Below are 20,273 nucleotides of genomic sequence, written 5' to 3'. Positions count from 1 at the left end.
AAATAAAAAGCTTATTATTAAAATAAAATGCCAACAGCCCGTTGAATAAAAAAGAAACCGTATCATTAAATGGCAATATCGTATTATGGCACCCACAATATCTTTTATGAAGTGTTTTTTTTCTCAAAAAACAAAAGCCCGCTATCTTGCTAAAACTAGCTTTCCTATTCGTTCAACTCATAAATCCGAAGAAGAACTTTATAAATTAGGCCATGATATAGCCTCTAGCAAAGAAATTTTGCTTCCTGAATATGAAAGAGAAAATGATTTTCGTAAACGCTTGATCGAAAATGCCAAACTTATTCTTTATGCGTTTCATAGCAGCGATGTTGCTTCTCGTAACAATGAAACTATTGCACCCTCTGCTCAATGGCTTATTGATAATCATTATACCATTGACAAAACCATACAACAGCTACTCTACAACTTCCCCCAATCCTTCATCAAGCAACTTCCCCTTTATAAAAAAAAAGCTGAAATTCCCCGTATTTTTGCTTTAGCTTGGCTTTATATCGCGCATACAGATAGCAGATTTTCACAAGAAACACTCACCGCTATAGTCAATGGATTTCAAGAAATTTGTAATCTTACAATTGGTGAATTATGGGCTCTCCCTTCTGTTGTCCGTATGCTATTAATTGAAAATGTTCGTCGTATTGCATTGCGTATTGAGAAAACACAGCATATGCGTCATCTTGCTAATCAGGTGGCTGATAACATTGCTCTTGCAGAAAATGAAACCAAATTACACAATCTTTTCACTCTTTATGAAAAATTAACCGCAGATTCGACCTTTTCAGCTCATTTATTCTACCGTTTACGAGGCGCATCTGTCGATTCAACAATGGCATTAAATTGGCTTGAAAAACAATTGCATCGCCAAGGTAGCAGTCCAGAAATTGCAACCGCCGATGAACATACCCGTCAAGCAGCAGATGGTGTAACCATGGGCAATATTATTCGTGCCCTCAAAACCATTGATGATGTTGATTGGACAGTATGGTTTGAAACTGTCAGTTCTGTTGACTTTATCTTGCGTGAAAATAGCGATTTTTATGAAATTGATTCTCATTCACGCCATGTCTATCGACAAGTGATTGAAACAATTGCGCGCCGTTCCTCTCTCAGCGAGGTTGAAGTCGCACGTAAAGCTTTAGAATTAACAAATTCTGCCTCTGAATATAATTCTTATCATAACAGTTCCTCTATTGGATGGTACTTGGTCGACGATGGGCGTTACACTTTTGAAAAAGCTTGTGGATACTCTCCACCCCTTTTTATAAAATGGATGCATGCCTACCGTCGCTTAAAAATAGGAACCATTGCAATTCCTGTTTCTCTTTTAACGCTCGCTCTTTTACTTACAGTCTATGTTTTATTACAGACATCAGGCTTAACACCGGTGGGAACGATTCTTTTTATAGCCTTAGCAGTTTTTCCTGCTATGGATGCTGCTTTTTCTCTCTTTAATACTCTTGTTTCATGGTTTACTCCATCAAAACAGCTTATTGGTTATGAATATAAAGAAGGTATTCCCAAACACGCCCGCACAATGGTTGTTGTTCCTACTTTAATCACATCACGTGATTACATTGATGAGCAAGTGCGTAATCTTGAAGTGCACTATCTTTCTAATCCAAAAGGCGCCATTCATTTCGCCCTCATTACGGATTGGAGTGACTCTCACTTCGAGCAAACACAAGATGATATTGATCTGCTACACTATGCGCAAAATAGTATCGCTAAACTTAATAATCGTTACCGTCGTGATGATATTCCCCTTTTTTTTCTTTTACACCGTCGGCGTCTTTATAATGCTAGCGAAAAATGTTGGATGGGATGGGAACGTAAACGTGGTAAACTCCATGAGCTTAATCTCTTATTAAGAGGAGATAAAAATACAAGCTTCTACGCCCCAGATCCACATCTTCCCATGGATTGCCGTTTCATTATGACTTTGGATTCAGACACACGTCTCACCCCTGAAAGCGTTGCAAAACTCGTTGGAAAACTTAACCATCCACTCAACTCTCCCATTTTTGATCCCCAAAGTGGGAGGGTTGTAAAAGGTTATAGCATTTTACAACCCCGTATCACACCTTCTCTCACCACAGGAAAAGAAACATCAATTCTGCAAAGGATTTTTTCTACTAATCGTGGTATTGATCCTTACGTCTTTGCTGTCTCTGATACCTATCAAGATCTTTTAGGAGAAGGAACTTTCACTGGTAAAGGTCTTTATAACATTGATGCATTTGAAAAAGCACTTCATGGAAAAATTAAAGAAAATACGGTTCTCAGTCATGATCTTTTAGAAGGAAGTTATGCACGTGCCGCACTGGTGACTAACGTGGAAATAATTGAGGATTATCCAACAGCCTATAATGTTGATGTTACCCGTCATCACCGTTGGATTCGTGGTGACTGGCAGCTATTGCCCTACCTCTTACATTGGCGTCAAATCAGCCTTATCACTCGTTGGAAAATGCAGGATAATCTACGCCGTTCTCTCACACCACTTATGTGGCTCATCGCAGCAATCACAGGGTGGTCTCTTTTACCGTTAAAGACAGCTCTTGTCTGGCAAATATTCTTGCTGCTTAGTCTCTTCATCTCCCCAATTTTGGGCGTGTTTCAAACCATCATTCCCTCTAGCCTTAATCATTCTTGGCGTGGACACCTTCAATCAATTTTGAGCAAAATTGCTTTCACAGCAGCAGAGATATTTCTTAAAACCGCGTTGATTGCCCATTCAGCTTATTTCATGACTGATGCAATCATCCGCACACTTTACCGCATGATGATTTCAAAACAACATCTGCTTGAATGGAAAACCTCCGCCGCAACAAAATCCATTCCTAATAGTTTAGACTTCTATATCCTCACAATGTGGCCAGCATCACTTATTGGGATTATTGCTGTAACATTGCCTCTACTTTCACATTCTCCAGCAAGTTTTATCGCTTTGCCCTTCGGACTAGCATGGTTTTTCTCACCCTTGATTGCATGGATTGTTAGTCAACCATTAACATCTCAAGATACCCTTGACATATCTTCAGATGATAAAAAAACACTCCGACGAATTGCACGAAGGACTTGGCTTTATTATGCAACCTTTGTTAATGCAGAAAACAATCATTTACCACCCGATAATTTCCAAGAAGACCCAAAACCCATTGTTGCTCAACGAACTTCGCCTACAAATATTGGAGTTTATCTACTTTCCACTATTGCCGCACGTGATTTTGGCTGGATTAGTTTCGAAGAGACCATTACACGCATTGAATGCACTTTAAGCACTCTCGCAAAAATGGAAAAATTCCGTGGTCATCTCTATAATTGGTATGCAACTGATACACTCAAACCTCTCTTGCCAACCTATATTTCAACCGTTGATTCAGGAAATCTTGCTGGCCATTTGGTAACCCTCTCTTCTGCTTTAAGTGAATGGGCCGAAACACCTTGTCTTTTTTTGCAAAGTGATTTAGCCGGTTTATTTGATGTCAAAGATATCCTTGAAGAAACTCTCAAAGAGATTCCTGATGATCAAAACATTTTACGCTCCTCACGCCAACGAATCGAAGAGCGTATAACCAAGTTTCATTGCGCTATTAAGTCTCTCATAGAAAACCCAAACACTATTCCTTTTCGTACCATTCATCTCTCACTTGCAGCGCATGATATTGCCCACTTAGCAGCCGAACTGGACCAAGAAATTCAAACAACAGAATCGGCCCGCATGCTCTCTTGGGCCAAATGCCTTGTAGAAACCTGTAAAGCCCATCATCATGATGCTACCGGTGATTATGATACCGAAAAAATGCGCCAAAAATTAAACACTTTAGCTGCAAATGCACGACAAATAGCCTTTGATATGGAATTTAAATTTTTAGAGCAGCCTGAACGGCAACTCTTATCTATTGGCTATCGTGTTCAGGAAAATAAACTTGATGAAGGCTGTTATGACCTTCTAGCTTCAGAAGCTCGTCTCTCAAGTTTTTTTGCTATCGCGAAAGGTGATATCAAATTCAAACATTGGTTTCATCTTGGCCGATTACTCATCCCGATTGGCTGGAGAGGAGCTCTCTTATCATGGTCTGGATCCATGTTTGAATATTTGATGCCATCTCTTATCATGCGTGAACCCTCGGGATCAATACTGGAACAAACTAATCGGTTAATTATTCGTCATCAGATACAATACGCGCATAAACGAGGATTGCCATGGGGTATTTCAGAAGCTGCATTTAACGCTCGTGATCATTTAATGAATTACCAATATGCCAGCTTTGGAGATCCAAACCTTGGATTGCAGCGTGGTCTTTCACGCAATGCAGTTATTGCTCCTTACGCAAGCCTTTTAGCAGCACAATACATTCCAACGTACGCCGTAAAAAATTTAAAACGACTGCGAGACCTTGGAGCTTTAGGAACATATGGTTATTATGATTCCCTCGATTTTACCCCTTCACGTGTGCAAAAGGGAGAAAAATACGCCGTTGTACGCAATTATTATGCACACCATCATGGCATGTCAATTCTTGCTATCAACAATGTCATTTTTGAAGGGCAAATGCGTAATCGCTTTCATCGCGATCCAGTCATTGAAGCAATACAATTGTTATTACAAGAAAGAGCTCCACGTCAAATTCCTATCATTCACACCAAAGCTATTAATCCTGAGCGCAATAAATCTCAAGATTTTGATGACGCACCTTCACGCATTATCACTAACCCGCTTCTCAAACCCCGTGCAACTTTGCTTCTATCCAACGGTTTTTATTCTACAATGTTGACAGCAAATGGTTCCGGCTATAGCCGTTGGCATGATTACATGATCACGCGCTTTATTCCTGATATCGCAGAAGATCAACAAGGTACTTTATTCTTCCTGCGTGATACACATAGTGGACGCTGGTGGTCTGTGACTGGTGAACCAACACGCGTTACCGAAGAAGAAACTGTCAGCATTTTTACAGATGAAAAAGCTGAATATATGAAAATGGTTGATGGCATTAAATCAACACTTGAATGCCTCGTTACATCAGAAAATGATGGTGAAGGCCGACGCCTCCAGCTTATGAATACAACCAACCAAGATCGCCTGATTGAAGTTACCTCTTATGGTGAATTAGCGCTCGCAACAATGAATAGTGACTGCATCCATCCCATTTTTTCACATATGTTTATAGAAACAGAAATTGCTGATTCAGGAGGAACAATTTTTGCCAAAAGACGCAAACGCGCACCTAATGATCCCGAAATCCATATCACCCATTTCGTCACCGATACAGCAGGAACTATCCCAGAAGCAGAATCTGAAACCGACCGTTCTCTGTTTATAGGCCGTGGCCGATCTATTCGCCGGCCAGCTGCATTTGATCAAAATGCTCGTTTTAGTGGGAGTCACGGCTGCGTCCTAGATCCAATCATCTCACTCCGCTGCCGTATAAAAATTCCCGCACATGAAAAAGCTGAACTCATTTTTTGGACTTTTGCTGCCAACTCAAAAGAAACGCTGCTAAATCATGTGAAACATTATCGGCAACCCAACATGTTCCAGCGAGAGTTTTCAATGGCATGGACACGTTCACAAGTTGCATTATATCAGAGCGGCATCCACCCTAGAGAAGCCATTACTTATCAAAAATATGCAACTCCACTCATCTATCCAGATCGCACATGGCGTCTTCCTCCCGAAATATTAGCAAAAACTCTTGGCAAACAATCTGATCTTTGGCCAATGTCAATTTCAGGGGATGCTCCTATCTGCCTTTTAAGGTTAGATAATGAAATGGATATAACTGTACTTCGTGACCTCCTTAAAGCACATGAATATTGGTGTGCGCGTGGGTTAATGATTGATCTGGTTATTTTAAATGAGCGAGCATTTTCTTATATACAAGATACGCAACGCGCTATTGAATGGGTATGCGAATCCTATCGTCACCACAACACTGAAACTGATAAACGCCAGCATATTTTTACCCTTCGGCGCGATCAGATGAATGAACAAAGTTTCAAGACACTGCTTGCATCAGCCCGTATTATTCTTCATGCTCAAAACGGATCTTTGTCTGAACAACTCAAACGTATGGAAAATATTGATTCTGATTTGGCTGCCCGCAATAGTAATCAAGAATTTAATAATAAACTAAGCCACAGTAAATATGACAAAAGAAGGCAAGTAACAACACTAACCGAACCAAACCTCTTTACTTCGATTGGTCTTATCGCCCCCCAAAAAACCTCACTTAGTCCTGCTCATGGTCAAGATCTAAAGTATTGGAATGGTTATGGCGGATTTAATCATTATAATCATTACGTCGTGCGTCTTAAAGGACACACAACCACACCACATCCGTGGATTAACGTCATTGCTAATAACAGCTTTGGCTTCCATGTATCAGCTGAAGGAGCGCTTTTCACATGGGCCAACAATAGCCGTGATTACCAATTAACGCCATGGGCGAACGACCCTGTTTCAAACCGCCCAGGAGAAGCACTTTATCTTGTTGATCGCGTATCTTTAAAGCGTTTCTCACCAGTTTCTTCTGTCGAATGTGATGAAAACGTTGTTTATGAAGCTTGCCATGGTTTTGGATTCTCAACCTTTAAATCTACGCACTCAGAAATCGCATTAGAACTTACTCATACAGTTGATCTGAAAAAACCGATTCGCCTTTCACGTCTTATCATCAAAAATGAAGGGAAAAAGCCACGAAGCTTACGTCTCTATAATTACGTTGAATGGGTTTTAGGGAATGTTCGTACAAAACACGCTCCCTTTATCCTTCCCTCTTATGATCCCAAACGTGGCGCACACTTTATTCAAAATCCTTATCACATAGAAAAATCACAACAAATAGCATTTTTATCAGCATCAAAAATGCCAACAAGCACAACCACAGATCGTCTCGAATTTATTGGCTCTACAGGGACAGTCAAGCATCCATGCGCACTCCGTCAAGCGGAAGCACTTTCAAACACAGTTGAAGCAGGCTGCGATCCTTGCTCAGCATTTGCCTATGATATTGATCTAGAACCTAATCAAACAAAAGAAATCATCTTCTATCTTGGCAGTGCAGAAAACAGGCAAGAAGCTGAAAAATTACTAGACCAAGTAAATGCAAGTGATTTTGAAATTCTGCTCACGAAACAGAAACAACAATGGAAAGATTTTTTTTCTCCACTCCAAGTCAAAACACCGGATCCCTCTTTTGATATTATGGTCAATAATTGGCTCCCTTATCAGACCTATGCATGCCGCATGCTAGCACGCGCAGGTTTTTATCAAGCCAGTGGAGCATTCGGCTTCCGCGACCAATTGCAAGATAGCTTGTCTTTACTCCTCCTTGAACCAAAACTGACACACCAACAATTGTTAAACGCTGCAGCTCATCAATTTCCCGAAGGTGATGTACAGCATTGGTGGTTGCCTGAAACCAATGCAGGCGTTCGCACACGCATTTCTGATGACATTGTTTGGCTAGCCTATGGTACCGCCCTTTATGTTAATACCACTGGCGAGTACGACTTTCTTGATATTCCCATTACGTTCATTGAAGGCCCTCCTCTAGAAACAGAACAACAAGATGCTTATTTTCAACCCACGCAATCTCAAAAAACAGCAACACTTTATGAACATTGTGCTTTAGCTTTAGATCTTGCCATCAAACGTTGTGGTCAACATGGTCTTCCTCTCATCTTAGGTGGAGATTGGAATGATGGCATGAATTTAGTGGGCATTGGAGAAAAAGGGGAAAGTACTTGGTTGGGTTGGTTTCTTGGCACTACACTACAAGCATTTATTCCTCTTGCCAAAAAACGTGGCGACCATAACCATGCTAACACATGGAGTGCATACCTTAAACATTTGACTACAGCTTTAGAAAAAAATGGTTGGGATGGCGCTTGGTATCGACGTGGTTATTTTGATGATGGAACTCCCCTTGGTTCTAAAATAAATGATGAATGCCAAATTGATACCATTGCGCAATCTTGGGCTGTCATTTCTCAAATGGCATCACTTAAGCGCCAAAAACAAGCAATGGCTTCTATGCTTGAACATCTATGGGATAAAAAAGCCGGCATTATACGTCTTTTTTGGCCTCCTTTTGATAAAAGTACTCTCGAACCTGGTTATATAAAAGGTTATCCTCCAGGCATTCGAGAAAATGGTGGTCAATATACGCATGGTGCTATTTGGAGCATTCTAGCGCTTGCTGAGATGGGTGAAGCAGACAAAGCTTATTCTCTATTTTCTATGATCAATCCAATCACCCATGGTAAAAATCCTGAAGTTTATCGTGTTGAACCCTATGTTATGGCTGCAGACATCTACGCCATTGAACCACGTCGTGGACAAGGCGGTTGGACATGGTATACAGGTTCGGCAGGATGGTTCTACCATACCGCGATACAAGCCATTCTTGGGATTCAACGTCAAGGCAATCTGTTGTTTTTAAAACCACATTTACCCTCCTATTGGCCTAAATATGAAACAAAAATAAAATTTTATGATGCCATCTATACTATCAAAGTAAAATGGGGATCTGAAAATATGCTTAGTGTTGACGGTAAGAAATATGTCAAACTTAACGCAGGAATAAAGTTAAAAAAAATAGGTCAACATGAAATCATACGTATTCTTAAATCTTAAAAACAGAAAAAATAACAGGCTTTTTTATTCTTGCTCAAAGCCACAGAATTGTTATATTTCCTGCACTCCCTATATTGACCATATTGGTGCACAATAATTTTAGATTCTATGAGACTGAAAGAAAATGGGTTATGAATCATCCAGATATTGCGAGGCGTGTTTACAATCATACTTGGAAACTCGATCCTATTATTCGTTCGCTTCTCGATACGGATTTTTATAAGCTTCTTATGGTACAGATGATTTGGGGACTTTACCCCAATGTAAATGTTACTTTTTCCCTTATAAACCGCAATAAAACAATCCGTCTTGCCGATGATATTGATGAAGGTGAGTTGCGTGCTCAACTTGATCACGCTCTTAGTTTGCGCTTTACAAAAAAAGAGATGATCTGGCTCGCTGGTAATACATTTTATGGACGCAAGCAGATTTTCGCACCAGATTTTCTCCATTGGCTTGAGAATTTTCAACTGCCAGAATATGAACTAACCCGTAAAGATGGCCAATATATCCTTCATTTTCATGGTCCGTGGACCCATAGTTCCATGTGGGAAATCCCCGCTCTTGCTATTATCAGTGAATTACGTTCACGGGCTGCTATGAAAAAACTAGGGCGTTTTGCACTTGATGTGCTTTATGCCCGTGCTAAAGCAAAAATGTGGAGTAAAGTTGAACGTCTCAAGAAATTTCCTGATATTAAAATATCCGACTTTGGTACAAGGCGTCGTCATTCTTTTTTATGGCAACGCTGGTGTGTCGAAGCATTAAAAGAAGGTATTGGAGATGCTTTTACTGGAACTTCCAATGTCCTTCTTGCCATGGATACAGATTTAGAAGCTCTTGGTACCAACGCACATGAATTGCCTATGGTCATTGCTGCTCTTACCAATAATGATAACGAATTGCGTAAAGCACCTTATAAAGTTTTGCAAGATTGGAACCGTTATTATGGTGGAAATCTTCTCATTGTTTTGCCTGATACTTTCGGTACAGAAGCATTTTTACGCAATGCACCAGATTGGGTCGCTGATTGGACAGGTTTCAGACCCGATAGTGCTCCCCCTATTGAGGGCGGTGAACGCGTTATCACATGGTGGAAAGAAAAAGGAAAAGACCCACGCGAAAAATTATTGATTTTTTCTGATGCTCTCGATGTTAATACAATTGAAAAAACCTATCACCATTTCCATGGTAGAGTGCGCATGAGTTTTGGATGGGGAACAGATCTTACCAATGATTTTGCAGGCTGTGCGCCCCAAGAAATTGCAACCTTTGATGCTCTTTCCCTTGTCTGTAAAGTCACTCATGCCAATGGTCGACCAACCGTAAAACTCTCAGATAATCCTGAAAAAACCACCGGTGACCCGCAAGAAATACAACGTTATCTCAATTTTTTCGGTAATGAAAAACATGTTGCTAGATCCCTAAAAACTTAACTGTAAGCTCATTTATATAAAATGAAAGACAAACGGATATAAAATCCATTATTAATGGATATCAGTGGGGAGATATAGATTCTCTTAGCATTAACAAAACAGTGATCCTCTCTGAAGGTAATCTATCATTGGCTCATCAAAGAAGCTTTACAAACATTTGATTAAGGTATTCGTACACTGCCTTCTTTGCTCATAAAATTGTTTTCACGAACATATTATTCTATCTAATAAATCATTCTAAAAAAGCTCATTGTTTTATACATTCTTGATATATAGATGTTATTCTTAAATTTTGAGGAAAAAATGTTTATTAATAGCTATAACGAACCAACTAAAAGTAAAAGAGCTTTTGCCTCATAAAACTTATTTCTATCATTATGAAGATGGACGTGTCACAATATAAACGGTAATCAACAGCAAAACAGCAGAAACTAATAAAGCAAACCACAGCGCAGGATGTGTTATCACTAGAAAAGATAAAAAACCACCTGCCATACTCACCACCGCAAAAACTTTTAAAAATAGTGGAATGGCTTGCCTTTCCTCCCATTGCTTAATTGGCGGACCGAAAATGCGGTGATTATGCAACCAATTATGAAAACGTGGTGATGAACGAGCAAAACACCATGAAGCAACTAATAAAAAAGGTACCGTAGGCATAATAGGTAATACTATACCGATAATACCCAATACAACCATTACCCACCCAACTATAGAAGTACAAATGCGCACAGGGTGAGATATTTTAAATTTTTTTTTCATCCTCGAGCACTACTTTCCTCTACAAAAAACCATCTTTATACTCTTGCTTTTCAAATATTTTAGCGCACGACCACTGCATTGGTAAGCGTATTTTCCGTGACAATTTCTCCCAAAACATAAAACAGTTTACGCAATATGAGGATCATTTCAAAATTTTCAAGCAATAAGAAAAATTTTCAGAAAAGCCAAAAATAAAAAAGGCTGCAGAATAAATCAATGCAGCCTTCTAATTACGAATGCAGCGTGGGGGGGAGAGAAAATGCTGCATCCATCTGCTAGACTATTAGGAGGAAAATAACCTAGCGCCCTGCTGTGTATTTAAAACAAGCATTAGAGACAACCTACAAAAATGCATTGCTGTTATGCAATTAAATTTTGTTGCGCTTAAATTTCCTGTGTCGTCGTTCGACGAAAGAAAGTAGACGTAAAAATAGCCATAAAAATCAATGTTAAAATCAGCACAATCGTAGAAGCAGAATCAGAGCCGATAAATAAGCTTAGATAAATTCCTAAAAAACCAGAAATAGCCGCGACAAGTATAGCGATCATCAACATAAAAGAAAATCGCTTCGTTATCAGATAAGCAATTGCTCCTGGTGCTATCAATAGAGAAATGACGAGAACAATTCCAACAGCTTTCAAAGCTGCAACGATCGTGAGAGAGATCATCGTTAAAAGAGTATAGTGGAGGACTGATATTCGTAATCCCATTGCACGACCTTGAACTGAATCAAAAATATACAGCATAAAATCACGCCATTTCGCTCCCAAAATAAAGGTAACAGCAGCAGAAATGATCGCTGTCTGTGTAATATCAAGCCAATTAACACCTAAAAGATTACCAAATAGAATATGATTCAAGTCTAAGCTACTATAAATAGATGTTGCCAAAACAAGCCCCAAACCAAACATAGACGAAAAAACAACACCCATCACCGTATCCTGCTTGATACGGCTATTGTTCCCTAAAAAACCCGTTACAAGAGCACAAACCATACCTGCAATAAAAGCACCACAAGCAATCAAAGTCATCGTAACATTCTCGGGGCGCATTTGCTGAAACCAAACAAATGGCAAAGAAGTCAAAACTGTTATCACACATGGCGTCACCATGTAACCAAGCACAACACCAGGAAAAACCGCATGGGAAATTGCATCCCCCAAAAGCGCCCATCCTTTCAAAATAAGAAAACAAGAAAGCATCGCCATTGGAACAGAAAGGATAGCGACAATAATCATGCCCTTAAGCATAAAAGAAAACTGAAAAGGAAGGAGTAATTGGTCAATCATGATATCATCACCCCCCTTTTTGCTGCATTTATACGTAAGCGCGCCGCAATATACCCGTGTTTAGGAGCAAAAATAAAAGCTAAAATAAACAGAAATGCTTGAAAAAGCACCACAACACCACCAGTTTGCGCATTCAAAAAATAACTCACATACACCCCCAATACGCTTGTTAATGTTCCAATCACAACTGCAATAATCAAAATGTTTACAAAACGGTCACTTAAAAGATAAGCTGTTGCCCCTGGTGTCACAACAAGACAAATGACCAAGAATGCTCCAACTGTTTGCATGGCAGCAACAGTACAAGCGGCAAGTAGTGTGAAGAAAAGAATCTTTAAGAATTTTACGTTTAATCCAATGGCACGTGCGTGCGTCTCATCAAATAAAGAAACAAGAAGATCTTTCCACTTCAAAAGTAATATAAACAAAGAAAAAAAACCAATAAAAGCTAGTTGTATAATATCTGATGAACTGACTGCTAAAATATTTCCCAAGACAATCGTATCAATATTAACAGCCATCGGTTTTAAGGATTTGAGAAACAATCCAAAAGCAAAAAAGGAAGAAAAAATGAGACCAATAATGGTATCTTCTTTCAGCTTTGTTCGTTGGTTAAAAAAGAGCATCGCTGCCGCAGCAAGACCACCAGAAAAAAAAGCTCCAAGCGAAAAAGGTAACCCTAAAAGATAAGCCCCTGCTACTCCAGGTACAATCGAATGGGAAAGTGCATCGCCAATGAGCGACCAACCTTTCAACATTAAAAAAGCAGAAAGAAAAGCACAAACACACCCAACTAACCCTGAAACCCACATCGCATTAACCATATATTGATAGCTTAATGGTTCAAGCAACCAAGAAATCATGCTACATGCTCCATACTTTGAGAATTCTCACGAACGGGAGGTTTTTTGCTCCCTGTAAAAACATTATTTTTTTTTGCACCTTGAAGATCAAAAATATGATGGTGCAAAGCGCCACCAAAAGTTTTTTCAAGATTTTCTTTTGTAAAGACAATTTCTGTTAATCCAGACCCCAAAACTGTTCCTTTTATTAAAACCGTGTGATCACAAAATTCACGAACAGAGCCTAAATTATGGGTAGAAACCAATATTACTGCACCTTCTTTACGCAAGTCTTGCAATAAAGCGATGATTTTATCTTCTGTTGTAACATCAACCCCTGTAAATGGCTCGTCTAATAAAATAGCTTTTGCCTGCTGTGCAAGAGCGCGTGCCAGAAAAACACGCTTTTTCTGTCCACCAGAAAGTTCTCCAATTTGGCGCTTTGCAAATGGCAACATATCGACGCGTTCTAATGCAACACGGACAGCCTCATAATCTCGTGCCCGCGCATAGCGAAAGAAATTCATGTGACCATACCGCCCCATCAAGACCACATCTTCAACGAGAACAGGAAAATTCCAATCAACATCCTCACTCTGAGGAACATAAGCAATAAGGTTTTGTTTCAAAGCCGTGTCAACGGGTAAACTGAAAATGCGAATTTTTCCTTTTGAAGGTTGTACAAATCCCATGATAGCTTTAAATAATGTCGACTTACCTGATCCATTAACGCCAACCAACGCGGTAATGGAACCTGTAGGGCTCTCAAAATTCACTTCCCGCAAAGCTGTATGTCCATTCCGATAAGTTACTGTTACTCCTTGAGCTAATATGCCTGTTTTCGTCATTGCTTCTTCACTCCATCTGATAAAGCATTCGTAATCCGTTCACTTGTAACGCGTAACAAATCAATATAAGTAGGCACCTCACCATTTTTCTCACTCAGAGAATCCACATAAAGAACACCACCGTATTTAGCCCCTGTTTCTCTTGCAACCTGCTTGGCAGGTGCTGGGGAAATAGTGCTTTCAGAAAAAACTGCTTGGATATTGTACTTGCGAACCATATCGATAACATGCTTCACTTGCTGTGGTGTCCCTTGCTGATCAGCATTAATTGGCCACAAATAAAGTTCTTTCAGACCAAAATCACGCGCCAGATAGCTAAATGCACCTTCACTGGTCACAAGCCAACGTTTGTCTTCTGGCAATGTCTCTAATTCAGCTCTGATTGGATCAATCATTGAGCGAATCTTTTGTTTATAAATTTCGGCATTTTCTTTATAAATAGCAGCATGTTCAGGATCGTATTTTACGAAAGCATCGCGAATATTATCAACATAAATCAAAGCTGAGGTTGGCGACATCCACGCATGAGGATTTGGTTTTCCACTGAAAGGCCCCTCACCAATTGTAATCGGCACAATGCCTTCTGAAACAATGGCACTTGGAACATCCTTGATATTTTGAAAAAACTTTTCAAACCAGAGCTCCAAATCTAATCCATTCCACAGTATAAGATTTGCTCCTTGCGCACGCATAAGATCGCGAGGCGTAGGCTGATATTCATGAATTTCAGCACCTGGTTTGGTGATTGATTCCACATCAGCGGCATCACCTGCTACATTACGCGCCATATCAGCAATGATGGTGAATGTCGTAACAGCTTTAAATTTACCAGCACACAAAGCTAAATTAGGTGTGAAAAAAATAACACTCCCCAAAATTATGGTAAAAAACGTTTTTACGTTCATTGATCCTCTCTCTCGTTCACAGCTTTTTATTGCTAATGATTTGCATTATTATTTAGCAATAGCAGCTCTCCTCCACCTTTGCAATGAAAGATTTATAAAAAAGATTAACTTTTTCAGTTATTTAAAAATTGCCTTCTTCGCCTTAAAAAGGCTGATATTTAAAAAAGATCTACCTGAAACCCTCTTTCAAAAAGCTCTACAAATCTTGAATGCAAAAAAGTAAAGGAGCACTCAAAAGTGCTCCCGCTTTATAAAAAATTCGATAGATTCGATAGAAGAGAATAATACTTAACGGCGTAAATATGCGCCCGTTGTCTTGGTAACATTTTCCACCACCTTTGAAGCAAGCTCTTCTAAATCCTCATCGGTCAACGTTCTTTCAATGGGTTGAAGAGAAACTTCAATCGCAACAGATTTTTTATCTTCACCAAGGTTTGGATCTTCAAAAACATCAAAAACCCGTACTGAATGAATAAGTTTTTTATCCGCTCCATTTGCAGCACGAACGATAAGAGAAGAAGCAACTGTTTTATCAACGACAAATGCAAAATCACGCCGCACTATTTGAAAAGGCGATAATTTCAAAGGAGGACGGCTTTTCGTTGCCTTTTTCCTTTGCTCTGGAATCCGATCAAGAAAAATTTCAAAACCGCATACAGGACCACTCACATCTAACTTTTCTAATGTAGCAGGATGAAAAACACCAAAAAAACCAAGAATAACCTTTGATCCAAGCTTCATAACCCCTGATCGACCAGGATGATACCAATCGGGTGCCCCAACCTCAATCTGCACTTTGCTGATATCCATACCGCATGCTTCTAAAACAGCCAATGCATCCGCTTTGGCATCAAAAACATCAACCGCTACAGCATTGCCATTCCAAAAGCGTCCTGCTCCTTCAAATTGTTCTGTTCCACGGCGGATTCCACTAGCAACGCGCTGTTGTTTATCGGGTGTATCACCTTCATAGATGTTAGAAACTTCAAACAAAGCAAGATCTGGAAAACCACGATCAGCATTCCGCTGTGCCGCCATAAGCAAACCTGGTAAAAGGGAAGGACGCATTACTGACATATCAGTAGCAATAGGATTTATTAATTTAAGCTGCGCTTGACCACCCCCAAAAGCAAGTGCCTGAATTTCAGAAATAAAAGACCACGTAACAGCCTCCCTCATACCACGATGTGCTAAAGCCAAACGAGCAAAGCGTGAGCGGATTTGTGAACATATTAAAACTTGTTCTTTTCCCTCTGCAAAATTTTCTAACGGTATGGGCTTAATCGCATCTAGCCCATAAATCCTCATAACCTCTTCCACTAAATCAGCTTTACCAGCGATATCAGGGCGCCATGTTGGCACTTTAACTGTGACCACATCTCCTTCCCCTTCGATGCTAAATCCAAGCTGTGTTAAAATAGTAAGGGCTTGCTCACGCTCTATTTCCAAATTTGTCAAACGTTTAATTTCAGAAAAGGGAAAAGCTATCTGTTTGATTTCTGGCTTTTGATAACCAATAACTTTTGTTTTTGAACATTCACCACCACAAAGACGTAAGACCAGTTCTGTTGCAATCTCAAGCCCTTTTTCCATAAAAGCCGGATCAACACCCCGCTCAAACCGATAGCGTGCATCACTGATAAGTCCCAATGCGCGACCCGTCTGCGCAATGCTCTTTGAATCCCAAAGCGCCGATTCAATAATAACGCGACGTGTGGTCTCATCACAGCTTGTCCTTTCACCACCCATAATACCGGCAATGGAAACAACGCCCTCTTCATCTGCAATGACACAATCATTAGCATCCAAATTATAGATTTTTCCGTTAAGCGCCTGCAAACTTTCCCCTTCACGAGCGCAACGTACACTCAAATTTCCTTTTATCTTATCGGCATCAAAAACATGAAGCGGACGTCCAAGATCAAAACTCATATAATTGGTCATATCAACCAGTGCATTAATCGGTCTTAAACCAATCGCACTCAAACGCTGCTGCATCCATTGGGGTGATGCGCCATTTTGAACATTGCGTACTTCACACCAAGTAAAACCTAAACATAACGATGGACTTTGCGAAAAATCTAAAGAAACATGAAGTGGTGTTTCAAAAATAGTGTCAAATTGTGGCAAAGATAATTCTTTTAATCGTCCGATTCCAGCAGCAGCAAGATCACGCGCAATACCGCGAACACCAGTACAATCAGAACGGTTTGGGGTCAAACCAATATCAATGACTGGATCATCTAAACCTGCATAAGCTGCAAATGACATTCCAATAGGTGCATCTTCTGGAAGCTCGATAATCCCGTCATGTTCATTCGATAACTGGAGCTCCGCTTGTGAACACATCATCCCAAAACTTTCAACACCGCGGATTTTGCCTACAGATAATGTCACATCAAGTCCAGGTACGTACGTACCTGGCAAAGCAAGAACACCAACAAGTCCAGCACGTGCATTTGGTGCGCCACATACAATTTGTATAGGTTTACCAGCCCCCGTATCTACCGACAAAACCTGTAATTTATCTGCATCAGGATGTCTCATTGCCGTTAGAACTTTTGCAATCACAAAACCTTTTAAAGAGGAACGATCATCCACATGATCAACCTCAAGGCCAATCGCTGTTAGTTTATCACACATTTCTTCCAAAGATGCATCTGTCTCTAAGTGATCTTTTACCCACGACAATGTAAATTTCATTTTAAAACCTCACATGAAAACTGTGATAAGATCACACTTTGCCTAAGCTTGGAAAAAAGCAGGCATGTCAAAGCAACGAAAACCGTAATGGTCTAACCAACGTAGATCAGCATCAAAAAACGCCCGCAAATCAGGCATACCGTATTTTAACATAGCAATACGATCAATACCCATTCCCCATGCAAATCCCTGATACTCATCGGGATCTAAACCAATATTTTTTAATACATGAGGATGCGCCATTCCGCATCCTAAGATTTCCAGCCAATCCTGTCCCTCACCGAATTTTACTTCTGAACCAGACCGGTCACATTGAATATCTACTTCCATAGATGGTTCGGTAAAAGGAAAAAAAGATGGACGAAATCGCATCTTTACAGAAGGAACTTCAAAAAATGCTTTACAAAAATTCTCGTGAAGCCACATCATATGTGCAATGGTAGAAGTTTTATCAATCACAAGACCTTCTACCTGATGAAACATCGGCGAATGGGTCGCATCTGAGTCCATACGGTAAGTTTTTCCAGGAATAATGATGCGTATTGGTGGTTTTTGCTTTTCCATCGTGCGGATTTGTACAGGTGATGTATGGGTGCGTAATAATTTTCGCTCTCCCGTTTTATCAACATCAAAAAAGAAGGTATCATGCATTTCGCGTGCTGGATGACCTTCAGGAAAATTCAATGCTGTAAAATTATAATAATCTGTTTCAATATCTGGTCCCTCTGCAAGTGAAAAACCCATTTTTGTATAAATAGCTATAATTTCTTCAATCACTTGTGAGATGGGATGAATACGCCCCCGTTCTATAGGCGAAGAACGAACTGGCAAGCTTACATCGACCGTTTCGCTAGAAAGACGTGCATCCATTGCTTGGCGTCTTAGGAGATCACGCTTTTGTGCCCATAATTCTAAAACGCGATTTTTTAATCCATTAAGAGCGGGACCGACTTTTTGGCGTTCTTCAGCATTCATTTTTCCTAATGTTTTTAATTTTTCAGAGATACTGCCTTTTTTACCTAATGCCGCAATACGCACTATTTCGAGTGCCTGTTCATCATTAGCTGCTTCTAAAGCTAAACAAATTTCTTGTTCCAAACGCTCAATATCGCTCATATTTTTGCCTATTTTTTGAATAGAAAAAAGCCCGCACTAGTAACAACCAGTACGGGATCCCGAATAAATGAATGCTTTAAGAGAACACGACTGGCTTATTTGACAGCACCCTCAAAAGCATTAGGTGTTGTATCTTTCAAATACTCTAAAGCCTTCTTTGCCGAAGCTACTAAAGCAGAAAATGCCGCTGCTTCATGAATTGCTATATCTGAAAGAACCTTACGATCAACCTCAATACCTGCTTTCGATAAACCATCAATAAAGCGCCCATATGTTAAGCCTTCTGCACGAACAGCTGCATTAATTCTCTGAATCCACAAAGCACGGAAAGTCCGTTTTCTATTTTTGCGATCACGATATGCGTACTGTTTTGAGCGATCAACGGCTGCTTTAGCCGCACGAATAGTATTTTTACGACGACCGTAAAAACCTTCAGCCTGTTTAAGAACCTTCTTGTGTTTAGCGTGTGCCGTCACACCTCTTTTTACACGTGCCATGTAATATTCTCCTAAAAATCAAAAGCGCAAGGTTTATAAACCATTTGGCAAATAATACTGAACAACTTTTTGAGCATCTTGTTCACACAAAACCATCGTTCCACGCGCGTCACGAATAAATTTATTCGAACGCTTAATCATGCCGTGGCGTTTGCCTGCAGCTGCTACCTTTACTTTGCCTGACGCAGTGATTTTAAACCGCTTTTTAGCGGATGATTTGGTCTTCATCTTGGGCATTTTGCTACTCCATACATTATATTCATTAAAGCGGATTTATTCATTCAAGCGGACCAACGCTTGAACAAGCACCTAAACAGCCACGGCATGCCCTGCCGGGCGGTTCTAACAGTGTTTCCATAAGCCACTATACACAAAATAGCAAGTCCGTATCAAAAAAAAATTGGAGCTCCATTGCCTTGAACTTCAATCAAAGGTGCTGGAATTGCATTTGTTTTGATGACTGCTTTACACAGATCAGCAATAATACATTGCCTACATTGTACTTTACGTGCTTGGCAAATATAACGCCCATGTAAAATAAGCCAATGATGCGCATGACGAAGATAACCAACCGGTATAATCTTTAGCAACTTTTCTTCGACAATCTCTGGTGTTTTTCCGGGTGCCAAACCAAGACGGTTTCCAAGACGAAAAATATGTGTGTCCACCGCCATCGTAGGCTGACCAAAAGCAACATTTAAAACAACATTCGCCGTTTTACGCCCTACACCAGGAAGTGCCATAAGGGCTTCACGATTATCAGGCACTTGACCACCATATTGATTAATTAAAAAGTTGCAAAGTGCATAAACATTGCGCGCTTTTGCTCGCCAGAGACCAATTGCACGGATGTAACGTGCAATTTCTTCTTCTCCCAACGCAATCATTTTTTCCGGTTTATCAGCAAGACGAAATAATTCTTTTGTTGCTCTATTAACACTCGCATCTGTCGCTTGAGCTGAAAGAACAACTGCAACCAAAAGAGTAAAAGCATTGGTGTAGATAAGATCACTCTTAGGGGTAGGGCGTTGAATAGAAAAACGACGAAAGATTTCTTCTATTTCGTCTTCACTATACAACATTTCAAAAGATTTTTGCGTCTTTGACAATTTAGTTGTTCTTTGACTCATTGAACTCTCTTATCTTCTCTCTTGAAGTTACCTCTTACGCTTGCCATATGAGAGGAATGTAACAAACGCTTTTTTTAGAGCT

The 20,273-nt window shown here is 40.0% G+C and carries 12 protein-coding genes; 2 read left to right on the top strand and 10 right to left on the bottom strand.

Annotated elements, in window-relative coordinates:
- Positions 1 to 85: 85 nt before the first annotated feature.
- Both ACKC4Y_RS09015 and pncB read left to right on the top strand, forming a co-directional pair.
- The gene (locus ACKC4Y_RS09015; protein WP_409361389.1) at positions 86 to 8,662 is read left to right on the top strand and encodes a GH36-type glycosyl hydrolase domain-containing protein; all 8,577 of its coding nucleotides are present in this window, start codon (positions 86 to 88) and stop codon (positions 8,660 to 8,662) included.
- 131 nt (positions 8,663 to 8,793) lie between these two features.
- Complete coding sequence (pncB, locus tag ACKC4Y_RS09010; RefSeq protein ID WP_409361388.1) at positions 8,794 to 10,098, top strand: nicotinate phosphoribosyltransferase; 1,305 nt, start codon at positions 8,794 to 8,796, stop codon at positions 10,096 to 10,098.
- Between the two features lie 375 nt (positions 10,099 to 10,473).
- Here pncB and ACKC4Y_RS09005 read toward each other — a convergent pair whose 3' ends face one another.
- From ACKC4Y_RS09005 to nth, 10 genes are all read right to left on the bottom strand, one after another.
- Positions 10,474 to 10,860: a YbaN family protein gene (locus ACKC4Y_RS09005; protein WP_409361387.1), complete on the bottom strand. Its 387-nt coding sequence runs from the start codon at positions 10,858 to 10,860 to the stop codon at positions 10,474 to 10,476.
- Positions 10,861 to 11,244: 384 nt separating this feature from the next.
- A complete protein-coding gene (locus ACKC4Y_RS09000; protein ID WP_409361386.1) occupies positions 11,245 to 12,150 on the bottom strand; it encodes a metal ABC transporter permease in 906 nt (301 codons plus the stop codon).
- On the bottom strand, positions 12,147 to 13,013 hold the full coding sequence (locus ACKC4Y_RS08995; protein WP_409361385.1) for a metal ABC transporter permease: 867 nt from the start codon (positions 13,011 to 13,013) through the stop codon (positions 12,147 to 12,149). Before ACKC4Y_RS08995 ends, ACKC4Y_RS09000 begins: the two co-directional genes overlap by 4 nt.
- On the bottom strand, positions 13,010 to 13,840 hold the full coding sequence (locus tag ACKC4Y_RS08990) for a manganese/iron ABC transporter ATP-binding protein (protein WP_409361384.1): 831 nt from the start codon (positions 13,838 to 13,840) through the stop codon (positions 13,010 to 13,012). The genes ACKC4Y_RS08995 and ACKC4Y_RS08990 overlap by 4 nt, the downstream gene beginning before the upstream one ends.
- Positions 13,837 to 14,745 carry a metal ABC transporter substrate-binding protein gene (locus ACKC4Y_RS08985; protein ID WP_409361383.1) on the bottom strand — a complete coding sequence of 303 codons (909 nt, stop codon included), beginning with the start codon at positions 14,743 to 14,745 and terminating at the stop codon, positions 13,837 to 13,839. Before ACKC4Y_RS08985 ends, ACKC4Y_RS08990 begins: the two co-directional genes overlap by 4 nt.
- A gap of 288 nt (positions 14,746 to 15,033) precedes the next feature.
- Positions 15,034 to 17,448, bottom strand: a complete 2,415-nt coding sequence (gene pheT, locus ACKC4Y_RS08980; protein WP_409361382.1) for a phenylalanine--tRNA ligase subunit beta — start codon at positions 17,446 to 17,448, stop codon at positions 15,034 to 15,036.
- Between the two features lie 42 nt (positions 17,449 to 17,490).
- On the bottom strand, positions 17,491 to 18,564 hold the full coding sequence (pheS, locus tag ACKC4Y_RS08975; protein WP_409361381.1) for a phenylalanine--tRNA ligase subunit alpha: 1,074 nt from the start codon (positions 18,562 to 18,564) through the stop codon (positions 17,491 to 17,493).
- A gap of 95 nt (positions 18,565 to 18,659) precedes the next feature.
- Complete coding sequence (gene rplT / locus ACKC4Y_RS08970; protein WP_004856145.1) at positions 18,660 to 19,061, bottom strand: 50S ribosomal protein L20; 402 nt, start codon at positions 19,059 to 19,061, stop codon at positions 18,660 to 18,662.
- A gap of 33 nt (positions 19,062 to 19,094) precedes the next feature.
- Positions 19,095 to 19,298, bottom strand: a complete 204-nt coding sequence (gene rpmI, locus ACKC4Y_RS08965) for a 50S ribosomal protein L35 (protein WP_004856146.1) — start codon at positions 19,296 to 19,298, stop codon at positions 19,095 to 19,097.
- Positions 19,299 to 19,450: 152 nt separating this feature from the next.
- Entirely contained in the window at positions 19,451 to 20,191 is a 741-nt protein-coding gene (nth, locus tag ACKC4Y_RS08960) for an endonuclease III (RefSeq protein ID WP_409361380.1), read from the bottom strand.
- Positions 20,192 to 20,273: the final 82 nt, after the last annotated feature.

It is taken from the genome of Bartonella heixiaziensis (assembly GCF_046245125.2).
Taxonomy (GTDB): domain Bacteria; phylum Pseudomonadota; class Alphaproteobacteria; order Rhizobiales; family Rhizobiaceae; genus Bartonella; species Bartonella heixiaziensis.
This window is presented reverse-complemented; position numbering and strand designations above follow the sequence as displayed.

Excerpts from the sequence above, each read along its gene's own strand:
- ACKC4Y_RS09015 (WP_409361389.1), top strand. The coding sequence starts at position 86 with ATGGCACCCACAATATCTTTTATGAAGTGTTTTTTTTCTCAAAAAACA.
- pncB (WP_409361388.1), top strand. The coding sequence starts at position 8,794 with ATGAATCATCCAGATATTGCGAGGCGTGTTTACAATCATACTTGGAAA.
- ACKC4Y_RS09005 (WP_409361387.1), bottom strand. The coding sequence starts at position 10,860 with ATGAAAAAAAAATTTAAAATATCTCACCCTGTGCGCATTTGTACTTCT.
- ACKC4Y_RS09000 (WP_409361386.1), bottom strand. The coding sequence starts at position 12,150 with ATGATTGACCAATTACTCCTTCCTTTTCAGTTTTCTTTTATGCTTAAG.
- ACKC4Y_RS08995 (WP_409361385.1), bottom strand. The coding sequence starts at position 13,013 with ATGATTTCTTGGTTGCTTGAACCATTAAGCTATCAATATATGGTTAAT.
- ACKC4Y_RS08990 (WP_409361384.1), bottom strand. The coding sequence starts at position 13,840 with ATGACGAAAACAGGCATATTAGCTCAAGGAGTAACAGTAACTTATCGG.
- ACKC4Y_RS08985 (WP_409361383.1), bottom strand. The coding sequence starts at position 14,745 with ATGAACGTAAAAACGTTTTTTACCATAATTTTGGGGAGTGTTATTTTT.
- pheT (WP_409361382.1), bottom strand. The coding sequence starts at position 17,448 with ATGAAATTTACATTGTCGTGGGTAAAAGATCACTTAGAGACAGATGCA.
- pheS (WP_409361381.1), bottom strand. The coding sequence starts at position 18,564 with ATGAGCGATATTGAGCGTTTGGAACAAGAAATTTGTTTAGCTTTAGAA.
- rplT (WP_004856145.1), bottom strand. The coding sequence starts at position 19,061 with ATGGCACGTGTAAAAAGAGGTGTGACGGCACACGCTAAACACAAGAAG.
- rpmI (WP_004856146.1), bottom strand. The coding sequence starts at position 19,298 with ATGCCCAAGATGAAGACCAAATCATCCGCTAAAAAGCGGTTTAAAATC.
- nth (WP_409361380.1), bottom strand. The coding sequence starts at position 20,191 with ATGAGTCAAAGAACAACTAAATTGTCAAAGACGCAAAAATCTTTTGAA.